The organism is Variovorax sp. LjRoot130, assembly GCF_964253755.1.
GTDB lineage: Bacteria > Pseudomonadota > Gammaproteobacteria > Burkholderiales > Burkholderiaceae_C > Variovorax.
On sequence record NZ_CAXURM020000001.1, the window covers coordinates 3,745,186 to 3,760,405 of the forward strand.

Here is a 15,220-nt window from a genome sequence, read left to right on the forward strand (position 1 = left end):
CCGTCATTGCGCGAGCCCCGCGTTCTTGACGACCACCGACCACTTGCCGACTTCGCTGCGCGCAAAAGCGGCGAAGGCGTCGGGCACGGCCTCTTCGGGCTGTGCGCCGAGCTCGTGCAGGCGCTTCTGCATGTCCGGCATCCTGAGCACGGCCGTGATCTCGGCGTTGAGCCGATCGAGCACCGGCTTCGGCAGTCCGGCTGGCGCGAAAACGCCGAACCAGGCTGTGACCTCGTAGCCCGCGAGCCCGCTCTCGATCACGGTCGGCACCTCGGGCAACAAGGCGCTGCGCGTCCTGCCGGTCACTGCCAGCGCCTTGAGCTTGCCGGACTGCACATAGGGCAAGGCCGTGGCCTGCAGATCGAACATCAGCGGCACATGGCCCGCCACCACGTCGTTGAGCGCGGGAGCGCTGCCCTTGTAGGGCACGTGCAGCAGCTTGATGCCGGCGGCCGAGGCCAGCAGCTCGCCGGCCAGGTGGTTGGAGGTTCCGAGCCCGGCCGATGCGTAGCTCAGCTCGCCGGGCCTGGTCTTGGCCTGCGCGACCACATCGGCCACGTTCCTGGCGGCGAAGGACGGATGTGCCACAAGCACGAAGGGAATGGAGGCCAGCGGCGCAACCGGCGTGAAGTCTTTCACCGGCTCGTAGCCGACCTTGTTCATGGCCGGATTGATGGCCTGCGAGCTGACGGTGCCCATCAGCAGCGTGTAGCCGTCGGCTGCGGCAGCCGCGACGAACCTGGCGCCGATGGCGGTGGCCGCACCGGCGCGGTTGTCGACGACCACCGGCTGCCCGAGCCGCTCGGCCAGCTTCTGGCCCACGGTGCGCGCAAGGATGTCGGCCGAGCCGCCGGCCGGGTACGGCACCACCATCGTGACCGGACGCTGCGGATACGCGCCCTGCGCATGAACCGGCGGCGCGAGCGCGACCGCGCCGACGGCCGCCATCAGGCAGCAGCCCAGAGTTTCCATCAGTCGGTTCATGGCTTCGTCCTCAATGCGCCGAAACCGCGGCGCGATCCACTTCGGGCACTTCCGGTATCTCGACGCCGTAGGGCGCGACGTCGGCGCGGATCCGGTCCAGCGCACGCCGGATGATCGCGATCTCCTGGTCGGGATGGGTCGCGCCCAACCCGTGCTCGGCCGCCAGCGCCCGGTTGCGCCCTGCCCGCGCCCGCTCGTCGTCAGGCAGGTTGACCACCGCATAGACGCCGTTGAGCAGGCTGCCGCGCAGTTTCTTGGCCACCTTTTCGCCGAGCAGGCGGCGGTCGTCCGCGGACAGCTCGGCAAAGAACCTGCGCATGATGATGCGGCCGAACTGGATGTGCCGCGCCTCGTCGCGCAGGATCAGCTGGCAGGCGGTGCGGATCGACTTGAAGCGCGCGTTCTCGTAGCGCGCCTGCAGCAGCTCGCCCGAGAGCTGCTCGAACAGCGTGTTGACCGCGAGCCCCGCGAAGAAGGACATCGCCTTTTCGTCGCGCTCGTCGTGGAAGCGCGGGATCACCGCCTTGAAGTAGTCGGCGCGCGGCTCGTCCTGGTAGCCAGCCAGCCCGCGCGCGACGAGGAATGAGGCCTCGTGATGGCGCAGCTCCTCCGCGATGAAGTTGACGATGTGCTGCTTGATCTCGAAAGGCTGGTGCGCGAACACGGCTTCGCGCAGCCGTTCGGTGCCGTAGGGAATGGCACCGTGCTCCATCCAGGCGCGCAGGCTCCACCATTCCGCACCGGCTTCTCGCACCTCGGCGGGAAGCTCCGCGTCGCGGAGGTCCGAGAAATCGATCGCGGCCGGATTCCATGCCAGTTCGCGCGATTGTTCGCACAGGCGCCAGACCTCCGGATATTCGATCTCGGACTTGATGGGATACGGGTTCGGAACCGGGGTGAGTTCTTCGAGAAGCGAAGGCTGCATCGTGTGGTCTTTCTCAGTTTCAGCCGCATGCTGCGGCAGCGCGGGTGCTTCGTCCAATACCGTTTGAAGGGGCTGGTGATAGGCTGGAGCGATCACCAATCCTGGAAGCAGCGATGGACCTTCGTCAGCTCCGGCAATTCGTCGCGGTCGCGGAAGAGCGCAGCTTCCGGCGCGCCGCGGAGCGCCTTCACGTGTCGCAGCCGCCTCTGAGCGTGGCCGTGCAGCGGCTCGAAGCCGAGGTAGGCGCAACCCTGCTGGACCGCACCCGCCACCATGTGCGCCTGACCGTGGCCGGCGAGGCCTTCCTGCGCGAAGCGCGGCGCACGCTGGCGCATGCGCAGCTGTCGATCGAGATCGCGCAGCGCGCAGCGGCCGGCAAGCTCGGCACGCTGCGACTGTCCTTCGTGCCCAGCGCCGCGCTGGGCGTGGTGCCGCGGCTCCTGCGCGCCTTTCGCGAGGACTACCCCGACGTCAAGCTGGTGCTGACCGGCGACACCACCTCGCAGCAGGTGGCGGCGCTCCTGAGCGGCGCCATCGACGTCGGCATCGTCGTGCCACCGCTGCACGACGCGGGCGACTTCCGGATCCAGCCCTTCTGCGACCAGGAGCTCACGCTGGCGGTGCCCGACACGCATCCGCTCGCGCAGCAGAAGCGCGTGCAGCTGCGCGACTTGGCCTCGGAGCCTTTCGTCGGTTTTCCCTTCAAGGAAGGGCCCGGCTTCGAGAGCGTGGTGATGGCGGCCTGCCAGGACAGCGGCTTCATACCGAACTTCGTCCAGGTCGCCTCGCAGATGCAGACCATCCTCGCGCTGGTGGGCGGCGGCCTGGGCATCGCGCTGGTGCCGCAGGCCATGCAGGCGGTGCAGACCGAGCACGTGGTCTACCTGCAGGTGCGGCGGCGCAACGCACCGGTCAAGTACGCGCTGGGGCTGGCCTTCCGGCCGTCCAACGGCAACCCGGCGCTGGATGCCTTCATCGCGATGGCGCATCGGCTGCGCCGGCGATGAAAGCGAACCGCGCTCGTTCAGAATAGCTTCCCTCGAACCCGGGCACGCGTGTTGCTCGCTCGTTCGTTCTTTATTCAATCGTCTGGAGTTGCTCATGTTCTGTTCAAGGTGGATTGCCGCTTCCGCGCCGCGCCGTGTCTTCGCGCTCGGGCTCCTGGCCGCGATTGCGGGCTTCTCTGGCTTCGCGCAGGCGCAGCAGGGCACGCCGATCAAGCTGCTGGTCGGCTTTCCTGCCGGCGCCGGCAGCGACGCGATCGCCCGCACGCTGGCCGAGAAGCTCAAGGACCAGCTGGGAGCGCCGGTGGTGGTCGAGAACCGCGCCGGTGCCGGTGGCCAGATCGCCGCGCAGGCCCTCAAGGCCGCCGCACCGGACGGTCACACGCTGTTCCTCTCGCACGACCACAGCATTTCGATCCTGCCGCAGGTGGTGAAGAACGCGGGCTTCAATCCGGCCACCGATTTCGTGCCGGTCGCCGGCTTCGCGACCTTCGCCAACGTGCTCGCGGTATCGGGCGGTACCCCGGCGAAGAACCTGGACGAGTACCTCAAATGGGTGCGCACCCAGCGCGGCGGCAAGGACACCATCGGCGTGCCGGCGCCGGCCTCGATCCCCGAGTTCCTGGTGAAGATGATCGGCACCAAGTACAAGATCGACGTGCAGTCGGCGCCCTACCGCGGCAGCGCGCCGATGACGGCCGACATGCTGGGCAACCAGATCAGCGCCGGCATCGCCTCGGTGCCCGACTTCATCGAGAACCATCGGGCGGGCAAGGTGCGCATCGTCGCCACCATCGGCAGCAAGCGCCAGGCGCTGCTGCCGCAGGTGCCGACCTTTACCGAGCTCGGCTTCGCGAACCTGGAAGACCTGCCCTACTACGGCGTGTTCGCGCCCGTCGGCACGCCGCAGCCGGTCATCGATCGCTTCGGCGATGCCCTGGCCAAGGTGCTGGCCATGCCAGACGTGAAGCAGAAGCTCACCACGATGGGCCTGACGGTCGCCTACGAGCCGCAAGGCCAGTTCGCGGGGCGCGTGCGGAGCTATACGCAGACCTGGGAAGGCATCATCAAGGCCAGCGGCTTCACCCCTCAATAAGCCCTTGGCTCAGGCGTTGCTGCTCGTGATGCCCCAGCGCGCCAGGGCGGCATCGTCGTCCACGCGCGCATCGACCCAGCGCGCGCCGTCGGGCGTCTGCTCCTTCTTCCAGAACGGCGCCTGCGTCTTGAGGTAGTCCATCAGGAACTCGCAGGCCTGGAAGCTCTGGCCGCGGTGGGCCGAGATCACCGCCACCATCATGATCTGGTCGAGCGGCTGCAAGAGGCCGACGCGATGGATCACGCGCGCGCCGAGGATGTCGAAGCGGCGATGCGCCTCGTCGATCATGGCTTCGATGGATTTCTCGGTCATGCCGGGGTAGTGCTCGAGCTCCATCGAAGCGACCGCATCCCCATCGTTGCGGTCACGCACGGTGCCGATGAAGCTGCAGACCGCTCCGACCCGCTTGTCGTCGCCGCGCAACGCGGCGATCTCGTGCGCGAGGTCGAAATCGCCTGTTTGAATGAAAACGCGTGGGCTGCCCATGGCCGGATTGTGGCACCGCGCTAGACTGCGGCGATGCCTTCCCGCGCCCCGCACCGCCACCCCGCTTCGCCCGAAGCGATGGCCTGCGTGCGCGTGGGCGGCAAAGCCAAAAAACCAGAGCTCGTCTGACCGGAGCTTCGGTTCCGTCGTCGGATGAGCGACGGAACTGCAAGGCTCCAGCTGAAGCTGTTTTCTCATGTGCGCGCATCCGATGGTGGTTCTTCCATCGGTCGATTCCTGAAGGACATCCGCGTGCACCCCTCTTCTTCCACCCCTGATTTCTCGGGCCTCTGGATCCCGCTCGTGACACCGTTTCGCAAGGGCGGCACCGTCGACCACGCGGCGCTCGCCGCGCTGGCCGAGCGGCTCGCGTCCACCGGCATTGCCGGCTTCGTGGTCTGCGGCTCGACCGGCGAGGCAGCGGCGCTCGACGGCGACGAACAGCTGGCCGTGCTCGCCACGGTCGCGAAGGCCGCGCCCGCGCTGCCGCGCATCATGGGCATCTCGGGCTACCACCTCGGCAAGACGCTGGACTGGGTGCACCGGCTGAACGACTGCGGGCTGGCCGGGCTGCTGGTGCCGGCGCCGAGCTACATCCGGCCCTCGCAGGCAGGCCTCGTCGCGTGGTTCGGCGCGATCGCTGAAGCGAGCACCGTGCCGCTCCTGGTCTACGACATCCCCTACCGCACCGGCGCGACGATCGCGCGCGAGACGCTGCTCTCGCTCGCGGCCCATCCGCGCATCCGCGGGGTCAAGGATTGCGGCGGCGACATGACCAAGACCCGGGCGCTGATCGCCGACGGCCGCCTCCAGGTGCTGGCCGGCGAAGACGCACAGCTCTTCGGCACGCTGGCCGAGGGCGGCGTGGGCGCCATCGCGGCCAGCGCGCATCTGCAGACCGCGCGTTTCGTGCAGGTCGTTCAGCTGTTGCGCGAAGGCCGGCTGGCCGAAGCGCGCGCGCAATGGCAGCCTTTGCTGCCCTTGATCGAAGCGCTCTTCGCCGAACCGAACCCCGGACCGTTGAAGGCCGTGCTCGCCAACGAAGGATGGATGCAGGACGAGTTGCGCGCGCCGATGACGCGGGCCGGCAGCGCGCTGCGCGAGCACCTCTTTCGGATGCAGGCCGCGCTCAGCCGCCTGTGACCGGCGGGAAGAAGGCCACTTCCTGGCCTTCGCGCAGCGCAGCGCTCTCGGCGCTCATGACCTGATCGAGCGCCATGCGCACGGCCTTGCCGCGAGCCAGCGCGCTTGCATGGGGCTCGCCGCGCGCGATCAACTCGTCGCGCAGCGCGGCCAGATCGGACGCGCCGGTCTCGACGGTCTCGCTGCCGGTTCCCAGTGCCTCGCGCACCGAGGCGAAATAACGCACCGTGACTTTCATGTTCAGGCCAGGAGCGATGCGAAGGGAATGAACTGCACGGTGTCGCCGGCCTTGAAGGGCCGGCCCGCCGGCGTGTCGATCACGCCGTCGCCCCAGACCATCGAGGTCAGCACGCCGGAGCTCTGGTTGCCGAACAGGTCGAGCCCGCCCGCGGCGTTGCGCCGCGCGCGCAGGAACTCGCGGCGCCGGTCGGCGCGCGGCCAGTCGAAATCGGCACGCATCGCGATCGGCGCCGGCGCCACGCGCGTCGCGCCCTGCAGAGTGAGCAGGAACGGGCGCACGAGCAGCAGGAATGTCAGGAAGCTCGAAACCGGGTTGCCGGGCAGCCCGGTGAGGTGCGCGTCGCCGATGCGGCCGTAGGCGAAGGGCTTGCCCGGCTTCATCGAGAGCGACCACAGGTCGAGCTGGCCCAGCGCCTGCACGGCGGCCTTGATGTGGTCTTCCTCGCCGACCGACACGCCGCCGGTGGTGATGATCACGTCGCTGCGAAGCGACGCGGCGCGCAGGGCCTCGATGGTCGCGTCGCGCCGGTCAGGCACGATGCCCAGATCGTTCACCTCGCAGCCCAGCCGCTGGAGCAGCGCCCGCATGAAGAAGCGGTTGGAGTTGTAGATCGAGCCCGGCTTCATCGCCTCGGGCGCCACCTCGCCGGGCATCACGAGTTCGTCGCCGGTCGACAGCAGCGTGACGCGCGGGCGTTTCGCCACCTGCAACCGGTCGAGGCCGACGCTGGCGGCCAGCCCCAGGCCCGCGGGCGTGAGGCGTTCGCCCCTGGACAGCACCACGTCGCCGGCCGCCACGTCTTCGCCGGCGCGGCGAATCCACCGGCCCGCGGTGGGCACGGTCTCGATGCGCACGCTTCCGAGGCCACCCTCCTCGGGCAGCGCGCTCGTGTCTTCCTGCATCACGACCGCGTCGGCGCCTTCGGGAATCTGCGCGCCGGTGAAGATACGCGCTGCCGTGCCGGCCGCAAGCGGCGTGCCCACGCTGCCGGCCGGAATGCGCTGCGCCACCCGCAACACCGCGCCGGGTGCCGCGCAATCGGCTACGCGCAGCGCGTAGCCGTCCATCGAGCTGTTGTCACGCGGCGGCACGGTGAGTGCCGACACCACGTCCTGTGCGAGCACGCGGCCGTCGGCCTCGAAGGTGGAGACGCTTTCGATGCCGACTTGCGGCGTGGCGGCCGCGAGCAGGCGCGCGAGCGCTTCGTCGAGCGGCATCAAGGGAGGACGTGCGGATGGATCAGCCATGGCGTTCCACCTTGTACTCGAAACGCCCCGCGTTCTGCAGCAGCCAGTCGCCGATGCCATCGACGTCATTCAGGTCGAAGATCGGCAGCTCGGTGGCGGTAGGCAGGCGTTCCGGCGTGTCGGTCGCGATCGCGACGATGTGCGCGTCTTCCACGTAGCGCGCGGGGCGAGCGGCCTCGCCCTCCCCGGGCTCGCGCCAGATCTCGATCTTGAGCAGGTCGCTGTGCTTGAAGCCTTCGACCAGCACCCAGTCGACACGGTCATCGAGCTCGGCCACCAGGTCGTGCACGCCGAGCTGCGTCGGTCGCTCGAACTCGCGGATCAGCGCGAGCCGCTTGTCCGACCCGACCACCACCTCGAAGGCACCGGCTTCGCGATGCCGGAAGGTGTCCTTGCCCGGATGGTCGATGTCGAACTTGTGATGGGCATGCTTGACCACCGAAACGCGCTGGCCGTGCAGCTTGAGCACGGGGATCAGGCGTTCGACCAGCGTGGTCTTGCCCGCGCCCGAAAAGCCGGCGAAGCCGATGACTTTCATGCGCCGCCTTCGCGATCAATCACAGTGCTGGGCAATGTAGGCTTTCACCGCCTCAGCCTCGGCCGGCAGCTTGACGACGCGCTTGGGCAGCGCCTCGATGCCTTCGAAGCGCGCGGGGCGCTCGGGCTCATGGCCCAGTGCCTCGACGATGGTTTCGGCGAACTTGATGGGCAGCGCGGTCTCGAGCACGATCATCGGAATGCCCGGTGCGAGATGCTCGCGGGCGGCCTTGAGGCCATCGGCCGTGTGTGTGTCGATCAGCGTGGCGAAGCGCTTGTCCGTGTCGCGGATGGTCGCGAGCCGATCCGCATGCGTGCTGCGGCTGCTCGCGAAACCGAAGCGTTCGGAAGCCTGCGCGAAGGCCGGGTCGGCGCTCAGGTCGAAGCGGCCGTTGCGGCCGAGCTCGCCTTCGAACAGGCCGCGCGCCTTCGCTGCATCGCGGCCCACGAGATCGAACACGAAGCGCTCGAAGTTGCTGGCCTTGGAGATGTCCATCGAGGGGCTCGAGGTCTCGTGCGTGTCGGCGGCCGAGCGCACGCGGTAGACGCCGGTGCGGAAGAACTCGTCGAGCACGTCGTTCTCGTTGGTCGCGACCACCAGCGTGCGGATCGGCAGGCCCATCGAACGCGCCACGTGGCCGGCGCAGACGTTGCCGAAGTTGCCGGAAGGCACGGTAAAGCTCACCTGCTTTTCGTTGTCCGCCGTCGCTTGAAAGTAACCAGCGAAGTAATAGACCACCTGCGCCAGGAGGCGCGCCCAGTTGATCGAATTGACGGTGCCGATCCTGTACTTGCGCTTGAAATTCAGGTCGTTCGAGACCGCCTTGACGATGTCCTGGCAATCGTCGAACACGCCGGCGATCGCGATGTTGTGGATGTTGGCGTCCTGCAGGCTGAACATCTGCGCCTGCTGGAACGGGCTCATGCGGCCGTCGGGCGAGGTCATGAAGACGCGCACGCCCTTCTTGCCGCGCATCGCGTATTCGGCGGCGCTGCCGGTGTCGCCGCTGGTCGCGCCGAGGATGTTGAGCTCCTCGCCGCGGCGCGCGAGTTCGTACTCGAACAGGTTGCCGAGCAGCTGCATCGCCATGTCCTTGAAGGCGAGCGTGGGGCCGTTGGACAGGGCCTCGAGATAGACGCCATCTTCGAGCTCGCGCAGCGGCACGATCTCGGGCGTGCCGAACACCTCGGCGGTGTAGGTCTTGGCGCAGATCGCCTTCAGGTCGGCCGGCGGAATGTCGTCGATGTAGAGCGAGAGCACTTCGAAGGCCAGATCGGCGTACGGCAGGCCGCGCCACTTCGCGAGCGTGGCCGCGTCGACCTGCGGGTAGCGCTCGGGCAGGTACAAGCCGCCGTCGGGCGCCAGGCCTTCCAGCAGGATCTCGCAGAAGCGGCGGCGGTCCGGATGGCCGCGCGTGGACAGGTAGCGCATCAGGACAGCTCTTCCTTGCGGATGCGCACGATCGGCGCCAGCACCGTGGGCAGCGCCTGCAGCTGGGCGAGCGCGTCGTCCAGCGTGCCTTCGCGCGTGTCGTGCGTGAGGATGATCAGGTCGGTCTGCGTCGAACCCTCGCCGCCCACCTCGTCGGCTTCGCGCTGCAGCACCGCATCGATGCTGATGCCGGCCGTGGCGAGCAGCCCCGTGACCTGGGCCAGCACGCCGGCCTCGTCGGCGACGCGCAGGCGCAGGTAGTAGCTGGTCACGACCTCGGCCATCGGCAGCACCTTGAGGTCGCTCATGGCGTCGGGATGGAAGGCCAGGTGCGGCACGCGGTGCGCCGCGTCGGCCGTGTGCAGACGGGTGATGTCGACCAGGTCGGCGATCACCGCGCTGGCGGTGGGCTCGCTGCCGGCGCCTTTGCCGTAGTAGAGCGTGGTGCCGACGGCATCGCCGTTGACCACTACGGCGTTCATCGCGCCTTCGACGTTCGCGAGCAGGCGTTTCGAGGGCACGAGACTCGGGTGCACTCGCAGTTCGATGCCCTGCGCCTTCCGCTTGGTGATGCCGAGCAGCTTGATGCGGTAGCCGAGCTGCTCGGCGTACTTGATGTCCTGCGCCGCGAGCTTGGTGATGCCCTCGATATGCGCCCTGTCGAACTGGACCGGGATGCCGAAGGCGATGGCGCTCATCAGCGTGACCTTGTGCGCGGCGTCGATGCCTTCGATGTCGAAGGTCGGGTCGGCTTCGGCGTAACCGAGGCGTTGCGCCTCCTTCAGCACGGTGCCGAAATCGAGGCCCTTGTCGCGCATCTCCGAGAGGATGAAGTTGGTGGTGCCGTTGATGATGCCGGCGATCCACTGGATGCTGTTGGCCGTGAGCCCTTCGCGCAGCGCCTTGATGATCGGGATGCCGCCGGCCACGGCGGCCTCGAAGGCCACCATCACGCCCTTGGCATGGGCGGCCGCGAAGATTTCGGTGCCGTGCACCGCGAGCAGCGCCTTGTTGGCGGTAACCACGTGCTTGCCCGCGGCGATCGCCTCGAGCACCAGTTCCTTCGCGATGCCGTAGCCGCCGATCAGCTCGATCACGATGTCGATGTCGGGGTTGGCGATCACGGCGCGCGCGTCGTTCACGACCTGCACGCCCTCGCCGACGGCAGCCTTGGCGCGCGCCAGGTCGAGGTCGGCGACCATCGTGATCTCGATGCCGCGCCCGGCACGGCGCTTGATTTCTTCCTGGTTGCGCCGCAGCACCTGAAAGGTGCCGCTACCGACCGTGCCGATGCCGAGCAGGCCTACTTGGATGGGTTTCATTCGTTTCGTCTCTTGAGCGATGAGGGCCTCAGGCGGCGGCCCGGTTTCTGTAGCGTTCGAGGAAGTCGGCGATGCGCTGCACCGCTTCGCGCAGGTCTTCCTCATGCGGGAGGAACACGATGCGGAAATGGTCCGGCGTCGCCCAGTTGAAGCCGGTGCCCTGCACCAGCATCACCTTGGTTTCCTTCAGCAGCTCGAGAAAGAACTGCCGGTCGTCGTCGATCGGGTAGACCTTGGGGTCCAGCTTGGGGAACATGTAGAGCGCGGCATTCGGCTTGACGCAAGTCACCCCGGGGATGGCGGTGATGAGCTCGTAGGCCAGATCGCGCTGGTGGCGCAGGCGGCCGCCGGGCCCCACGAGGTCGTTGATGCTCTGGTAGCCGCCGAGCGCCGTCTGGATCGCCCATTGACCCGGCACGTTGGGACACAGGCGCATGTTCGAAAGCATGTTGAGGCCTTCGATGTAGTCCTGCGCGATCTTCTTGTCGCCCGACACCACGAGCCAGCCGGCGCGGTAGCCGCAGGAGCGGTAGCTCTTCGACAGCGAGTTGAAGGTCAGGGTCAGCACGTCCTTCGACAGGCTGGCGATGGCGGTGTGCTTGACGCCGTCGTACAGCACCTTGTCGTAGACCTCGTCGGCAAGGATCACGAGGCCGTGCTCGCGCGCGATCGCGACAATGCTCTGGAGCAGCTCGTCCGAATACAGCGCCCCCGTCGGATTGTTGGGGTTGATGACCACGATGCCCTTGGTCCGGGGCGTGATCTTGGCGCGGATGTCGTCGAGGCTCGGCATCCACCCGTTGTCCTCGTCGCAGAGATAGTGCACCGGCTTGCCGCCCGAAAGGCTCGCGACCGCAGTCCACAGCGGGTAGTCGGGGGCAGGCAGCAGCAGCTCGTCGCCGTCGTTGAGCAGCGCGTTGGCGGCCATCGCGATCAATTCGCTGGCGCCGTTGCCCAGGTAGATGTCGTCGAGCGTCACGCCCGCGATGCCCTGTTTCTGGGTCTCGTGCATCACCGCCTTGCGCGCCGCGAAGATGCCCTTGCTGTCCGAGTAGCCGGACGAGGCCGGCAGGTTGCGGATCATGTCCTGCTGCACCTCTTCGGGCGCATCGAAGCCGAACGGCGCGAGGTTGCCGATATTGAGCTTGATGATCTTCTGGCCCTCTTCCTCCATCTGCTTCGCGGCGTCCATGATCGGGCCGCGGATGTCGTAGAGCACGTTGGCCAGCTTGGCCGATTTCTTGATCGCTTTCAAAGTCCCTCCAAGGGCGTCTGCACGGGGGAAAACCTATAATTTGACCACAGTTCCCCCGGCCTCCCGATGAAGCTCCAGCCCGACAAATCCGACGTCCAGACCCTCACCGCACACGGTCCCGGCTGGGTGGCCGTCAACTACGAGAAGATCGAAAGCAGCGTGGTGATCGGCTCGCGCGGCGAGCGCTTCGCGTGGGACTGCACCCGCTTCGACCAGCTCGGCGCCGAGCATTTCGCGCAGTTGGCCTCGATGGGCGCCGAACTGATCATCTTCGGCAGCGGCGGGCGCATCCGTTTTCCGCAGGCAGCCTGGCTGCAGCCACTCATGGCGCAGCGCACGGGCGTGGAGACCATGGACACGGCCGCCGCCTGCCGCACCTACAACATCCTCGCGGGCGAAGGCCGTCATGTGGTTGCCGCCCTGCTGGTCGAGAGGCCGGATGACGGCAAATAGAGGGCGTTTCGGGGTAAAATAGCGGGTTGCAAAGCGGCAGCCCGCCCAGTAAAGCAACGACCAATCCTCCATTTCGAGCGCCTCCAGAGCCAGGAGCGGGCTCGAACATGGAATCAAACGGAGAAAACAAGTTTCATGGCGATCGTTGTCAACAAACCCATTCCCGAATTCGACGCCAACGCCACCGGCGGCATCAAGGTTTCGAACACCTCGCACCTCGGGCACGTGCTGGTGATGTACTTCTATCCCAAGGACAACACGCCCGGTTGCACCACCGAAGCGATGCAGTTCCGCGACCGCTACAAGGATTTCGTGAAAGCCGGCGCCACCGTTTTCGGCGTGTCGCGCGACAACATGAAGTCGCACGACGAATTCAAGGCCAAGCTCGAGCTCCCTTTCGAGCTGATCGCCGACACCGAAGAAAAGATGTGCCACATGTTCGGCGTGGTCAAGAACAAGATCATGTACGGCAAGAAGGTCAAGGGCATCGAGCGCAGCACCTTTCTGATCGGTGCCGACGGCGTGCTCAAGGCCGAATGGCGCGGCCTCAAGGTCCCAGGCCATGTCGATGACGTGCTCAAAGCAGTCAAGGCGCTCAAGAAGGCCGCCTGATCTCCTGCAAGCGTGTACTTTTGCGCGGTCGCGTTGGCGATGCGCAACGTTCACGGGAGGTGACACATTCGATGTGCATAATGGTTTCATGCCGTTGAGCTCCACGACCGCATCCCCCGAACAAAGCCGCCCTGGTCTTCAGGCGGCTTTTTCGCTTTCTGGCCTCTTTCTTTTTGCGAGCGAACTGCCCCATGCCCCTGCCTCCCGCACCCACGAAACGCGCCGCATTGCTTTCGCCGGACGCGCACGACGCGCCCGCCCGTTCTTCGCACGGAAGAAACGGCCGCCGCTCGTCCGATCGGCGAACTGAAGAGACCCGGTCCAGCGGGCCCCAGCCGCTCGAACTGCTCGACCGTCACGCCGCAGAAGGCGGCGGCAGCATCGAGGCGCCGCCCGTGCCCAAAGTCAGGGCGCTGGCGCCCTCTCCGGCGCCGACCGCGCCGTCGCGCAGCCAGATCGAGAGCCGCCCCGCTCCAGCCCCCGCTGCACCGCAGAACGCGGCGCGCGCCAAGCGCAGCAAACCCAACGGCCCGGCCAAGCTGTTCGTGCTGGACACCAACGTGCTGCTGCACGACCCGATGTGCCTGTTCCGCTTCGAGGAGCACGACATCTTCCTGCCGATGATCGTGCTGGAGGAACTCGACGGCCACAAGAAAGGCACGACCGAAGTCGCGCGCAACGGCCGCCAGACCAGCCGCACCCTCGATGCGCTCGCCGGCACGCAGGGCGCCGACATCGCCAAGGGCCTGAAGCTCGACTCCACCGGCCACCGGGAGTCCGGCGGCAAGCTGTTCTTCCAGACCGCTCCGCTCGACTATGCGCTGCCGACCAGCTTGCCCCAGGGCAAGGCCGACAACCAGATCCTTGGCGTCGTCCAGGCACTGCGCGACCTCTATGCCCAGGACGCGCCCGGCCGGCCGAAGCAGGAGGTCGTGCTGGTGTCGAAAGACATCAACATGCGCGTCAAGGCGCGTGCACTCGGCCTCGCGGCGGACGACTACCAGAACGACAAGACGCTCGAAGACGGCGACCTGCTCTACTCCGGCTCGCTGGCGCTGCCGGCCGATTTCTGGACGCGCCAGAGCAAGACCATCGAAAGCTGGCAGAGCGGCAGCAGCACCTTCTACCGCATCAGCGGCCCGATCGTCCCGAACCTCTACATCAACCAGTTCGTCTACTTCGAGGCGCCCGGCGAGCCGAGCATGTATGCACGGGTCACCGAGATCCGGGACAAGACGGCGGTGCTCAAGACGCTCAAGGATTACGGGTCGATCAAGAATGCCGTCTGGGGCGTGAACACGCGCAACCGCGAGCAGAACTTCGCGATGAACCTGCTGATGGACCCCGAGGTCGACTTCGTCACGCTGACCGGCACCGCCGGCACCGGCAAGACGCTGATGGCGCTGGCATCGGGCCTCACCCAGGTGCTCGACGATCGGCGCTACACCGAGATCATCATGACCCGCGCGACCGTGAGCGTCGGCGAAGACATCGGCTTCCTGCCCGGCACCGAAGAGGAAAAGATGGGGCCCTGGATGGGCGCGCTCGACGACAACCTCGAGTTCCTGGCCAAGGGCGACAGCGGCGGCGCCGGCGAATGGGGCCGCGCGGCCACCAACGAGCTGATTCGCAGCCGCATCAAGATCAAGAGCATGAACTTCATGCGCGGGCGCACCTTCCTGAACAAGTACGTGATCATCGACGAGGCGCAGAACCTGACGCCCAAGCAGATGAAGACGCTGGTCACGCGCGCGGGCCCGGGCACCAAGATCATCTGCATGGGCAACCTGGCGCAGATCGACACACCCTATCTCACAGAAGGCTCCTCCGGCCTGACCTTCGCGGTCGACAAGTTCAAGGGCTGGCCGCACAGCGGGCACATCACGCTGGCGCGCGGCGAACGCTCGCGCCTGGCGGATTTCGCGAGCGACGTGCTGTAGCCGGCCTGCGTTCCTGCGCTTTGCGCGAAGGCTGCTGACAGGACGTTGTCAGTAGCCTCCGCGCAGCATTGGCGGCATGAACCGCAGGAATTGGATCGCCGTCGCCAGCGCAGAACATGCACGCCGTGGGCGCGACCACGCCGGCCTGGGCTTCATGCAGGTCGGCCATGGCAAACTCGCGCCCCTCCGGCGCCTCGCGCCGGGTGATCGTGTCGCCTATTACGCGCCCGCCACGGTGCTCCACGGCACCGACAAGCTGCAGAGCTTCGTCTCGATCGGCGTCGTGCAGAAGGGCGAGCCCTACGAAGCGGACATGGGCGGCGGCTTCGTGGCGTGGCGACGCGACGTGGGCTACGTGGCCGCGCAGGAGGCACCGATCCTGCCGCTCATCGACCACCTCGACTTCGTCGAGGACCCGAAGCGCTGGGGCTACAAGCTCCGCTTCGGGCTGCTCGAAGTCAGCGACCACGACATCCACCTGATCGCCGGCGCCATGAACGCCAGCATCAGGGCATTGGACCTTTGATTCAAGAGGAGAAGAAA

At 67.1% G+C, this 15,220-nt stretch carries 16 protein-coding genes; 7 read left to right on the forward strand and 9 right to left on the reverse strand.

What is annotated here, in order from left to right; translation table 11 throughout:
- Window positions 1–3: 3 nt before the first annotated feature.
- Window positions 4–984, reverse strand: a complete 981-nt coding sequence (locus tag ACSQ86_RS18585) for a Bug family tripartite tricarboxylate transporter substrate binding protein (protein WP_436304661.1) — start codon at window positions 982–984, stop codon at window positions 4–6.
- Window positions 985–994: 10 nt separating this feature from the next.
- Complete coding sequence (locus ACSQ86_RS18590) at window positions 995–1,909, reverse strand: ferritin-like domain-containing protein (protein WP_436304662.1); 915 nt, start codon at window positions 1,907–1,909, stop codon at window positions 995–997.
- 113 nt (window positions 1,910–2,022) lie between these two features.
- Here ACSQ86_RS18590 and ACSQ86_RS18595 point away from each other — a divergent pair, with 113 nt between their 5' ends.
- The gene (locus ACSQ86_RS18595; RefSeq protein WP_093109810.1) at window positions 2,023–2,916 is read left to right on the forward strand and encodes a LysR family transcriptional regulator; all 894 of its coding nucleotides are present in this window, start codon (window positions 2,023–2,025) and stop codon (window positions 2,914–2,916) included.
- Window positions 2,917–3,010: 94 nt separating this feature from the next.
- Window positions 3,011–4,009, forward strand: coding sequence for a Bug family tripartite tricarboxylate transporter substrate binding protein (locus tag ACSQ86_RS18600; protein ID WP_093109811.1), 999 nt, complete (start codon window positions 3,011–3,013; stop codon window positions 4,007–4,009).
- Between the two features lie 9 nt (window positions 4,010–4,018).
- On the opposite strand, the gene ACSQ86_RS18605 is transcribed toward ACSQ86_RS18600, so the two are convergent.
- Window positions 4,019–4,495 carry a molybdenum cofactor biosynthesis protein MoaE gene (locus tag ACSQ86_RS18605; protein ID WP_436304663.1) on the reverse strand — a complete coding sequence of 159 codons (477 nt, stop codon included), beginning with the start codon at window positions 4,493–4,495 and terminating at the stop codon, window positions 4,019–4,021.
- A 153-nt stretch (window positions 4,496–4,648) separates the two neighbouring features.
- On the opposite strand from ACSQ86_RS18605, the gene dapA reads away from it, so the two are divergent.
- Window positions 4,649–5,638 (forward strand): 4-hydroxy-tetrahydrodipicolinate synthase, encoded by a 990-nt coding sequence (gene dapA / locus ACSQ86_RS18610; protein WP_436309392.1) that lies wholly within the window; start codon window positions 4,649–4,651, stop codon window positions 5,636–5,638.
- Here the strand turns inward: dapA and moaD are convergent.
- The 6 genes from moaD to ACSQ86_RS18640 are packed head-to-tail and all read right to left on the reverse strand — an operon-like array spanning window position 5,625 to window position 11,672.
- Complete coding sequence (gene moaD / locus ACSQ86_RS18615) at window positions 5,625–5,876, reverse strand: molybdopterin converting factor subunit 1 (protein ID WP_126836506.1); 252 nt, start codon at window positions 5,874–5,876, stop codon at window positions 5,625–5,627. The genes dapA and moaD overlap by 14 nt on opposite strands.
- Before the next feature lie 2 nt (window positions 5,877–5,878).
- Entirely contained in the window at window positions 5,879–7,126 is a 1,248-nt protein-coding gene (locus ACSQ86_RS18620; protein WP_436304665.1) for a molybdopterin molybdotransferase MoeA, read from the reverse strand.
- A complete protein-coding gene (gene mobB, locus ACSQ86_RS18625; RefSeq protein WP_436304666.1) occupies window positions 7,119–7,664 on the reverse strand; it encodes a molybdopterin-guanine dinucleotide biosynthesis protein B in 546 nt (181 codons plus the stop codon). The genes ACSQ86_RS18620 and mobB overlap by 8 nt, the downstream gene beginning before the upstream one ends.
- A 15-nt stretch (window positions 7,665–7,679) precedes the next feature.
- Entirely contained in the window at window positions 7,680–9,095 is a 1,416-nt protein-coding gene (thrC, locus tag ACSQ86_RS18630; RefSeq protein WP_436304667.1) for a threonine synthase, read from the reverse strand.
- Window positions 9,095–10,417, reverse strand: a complete 1,323-nt coding sequence (locus ACSQ86_RS18635) for a homoserine dehydrogenase (protein ID WP_436304668.1) — start codon at window positions 10,415–10,417, stop codon at window positions 9,095–9,097. Before ACSQ86_RS18635 ends, thrC begins: the two co-directional genes overlap by 1 nt.
- Before the next feature lie 28 nt (window positions 10,418–10,445).
- Window positions 10,446–11,672, reverse strand: a complete 1,227-nt coding sequence (locus tag ACSQ86_RS18640) for a pyridoxal phosphate-dependent aminotransferase (protein ID WP_436304669.1) — start codon at window positions 11,670–11,672, stop codon at window positions 10,446–10,448.
- Between the two features lie 66 nt (window positions 11,673–11,738).
- On the opposite strand from ACSQ86_RS18640, the gene ACSQ86_RS18645 reads away from it, so the two are divergent.
- The 4 genes from ACSQ86_RS18645 to ACSQ86_RS18660 all read left to right on the forward strand — a co-directional run bounded on the left by ACSQ86_RS18645 (window position 11,739) and on the right by ACSQ86_RS18660 (window position 15,203).
- The gene (locus tag ACSQ86_RS18645; protein WP_436304670.1) at window positions 11,739–12,125 is read left to right on the forward strand and encodes an Mth938-like domain-containing protein; all 387 of its coding nucleotides are present in this window, start codon (window positions 11,739–11,741) and stop codon (window positions 12,123–12,125) included.
- 135 nt (window positions 12,126–12,260) lie between these two features.
- On the forward strand, window positions 12,261–12,737 hold the full coding sequence (locus ACSQ86_RS18650; protein WP_093109821.1) for a peroxiredoxin: 477 nt from the start codon (window positions 12,261–12,263) through the stop codon (window positions 12,735–12,737).
- A 191-nt stretch (window positions 12,738–12,928) separates the two neighbouring features.
- Window positions 12,929–14,677: a PhoH family protein gene (locus ACSQ86_RS18655; RefSeq protein ID WP_436304671.1), complete on the forward strand. Its 1,749-nt coding sequence runs from the start codon at window positions 12,929–12,931 to the stop codon at window positions 14,675–14,677.
- Between the two features lie 76 nt (window positions 14,678–14,753).
- Window positions 14,754–15,203, forward strand: a complete 450-nt coding sequence (locus ACSQ86_RS18660; protein WP_436291106.1) for an EVE domain-containing protein — start codon at window positions 14,754–14,756, stop codon at window positions 15,201–15,203.
- Window positions 15,204–15,220: the final 17 nt, after the last annotated feature.

What these genes read in the sequence shown, in the direction of transcription:
- ACSQ86_RS18600 (WP_093109811.1), top strand. Translation starts at nt 3,011, where the DNA reads ATGTTCTGTTCAAGGTGGATTGCCGCTTCCGCGCCGCGCCGTGTCTTC.
- ACSQ86_RS18590 (WP_436304662.1), bottom strand. Translation starts at nt 1,909, where the DNA reads ATGCAGCCTTCGCTTCTCGAAGAACTCACCCCGGTTCCGAACCCGTAT.
- ACSQ86_RS18655 (WP_436304671.1), top strand. Translation starts at nt 12,929, where the DNA reads ATGCCCCTGCCTCCCGCACCCACGAAACGCGCCGCATTGCTTTCGCCG.
- ACSQ86_RS18595 (WP_093109810.1), top strand. Translation starts at nt 2,023, where the DNA reads ATGGACCTTCGTCAGCTCCGGCAATTCGTCGCGGTCGCGGAAGAGCGC.
- ACSQ86_RS18635 (WP_436304668.1), bottom strand. Translation starts at nt 10,417, where the DNA reads ATGAAACCCATCCAAGTAGGCCTGCTCGGCATCGGCACGGTCGGTAGC.
- moaD (WP_126836506.1), bottom strand. Translation starts at nt 5,876, where the DNA reads ATGAAAGTCACGGTGCGTTATTTCGCCTCGGTGCGCGAGGCACTGGGA.
- ACSQ86_RS18650 (WP_093109821.1), top strand. Translation starts at nt 12,261, where the DNA reads ATGGCGATCGTTGTCAACAAACCCATTCCCGAATTCGACGCCAACGCC.
- ACSQ86_RS18620 (WP_436304665.1), bottom strand. Translation starts at nt 7,126, where the DNA reads ATGGCTGATCCATCCGCACGTCCTCCCTTGATGCCGCTCGACGAAGCG.
- ACSQ86_RS18585 (WP_436304661.1), bottom strand. Translation starts at nt 984, where the DNA reads ATGAACCGACTGATGGAAACTCTGGGCTGCTGCCTGATGGCGGCCGTC.
- ACSQ86_RS18645 (WP_436304670.1), top strand. Translation starts at nt 11,739, where the DNA reads ATGAAGCTCCAGCCCGACAAATCCGACGTCCAGACCCTCACCGCACAC.
- ACSQ86_RS18605 (WP_436304663.1), bottom strand. Translation starts at nt 4,495, where the DNA reads ATGGGCAGCCCACGCGTTTTCATTCAAACAGGCGATTTCGACCTCGCG.
- mobB (WP_436304666.1), bottom strand. Translation starts at nt 7,664, where the DNA reads ATGAAAGTCATCGGCTTCGCCGGCTTTTCGGGCGCGGGCAAGACCACG.
- ACSQ86_RS18660 (WP_436291106.1), top strand. Translation starts at nt 14,754, where the DNA reads ATGAACCGCAGGAATTGGATCGCCGTCGCCAGCGCAGAACATGCACGC.
- thrC (WP_436304667.1), bottom strand. Translation starts at nt 9,095, where the DNA reads ATGCGCTACCTGTCCACGCGCGGCCATCCGGACCGCCGCCGCTTCTGC.
- dapA (WP_436309392.1), top strand. Translation starts at nt 4,649, where the DNA reads ATGAGCGACGGAACTGCAAGGCTCCAGCTGAAGCTGTTTTCTCATGTG.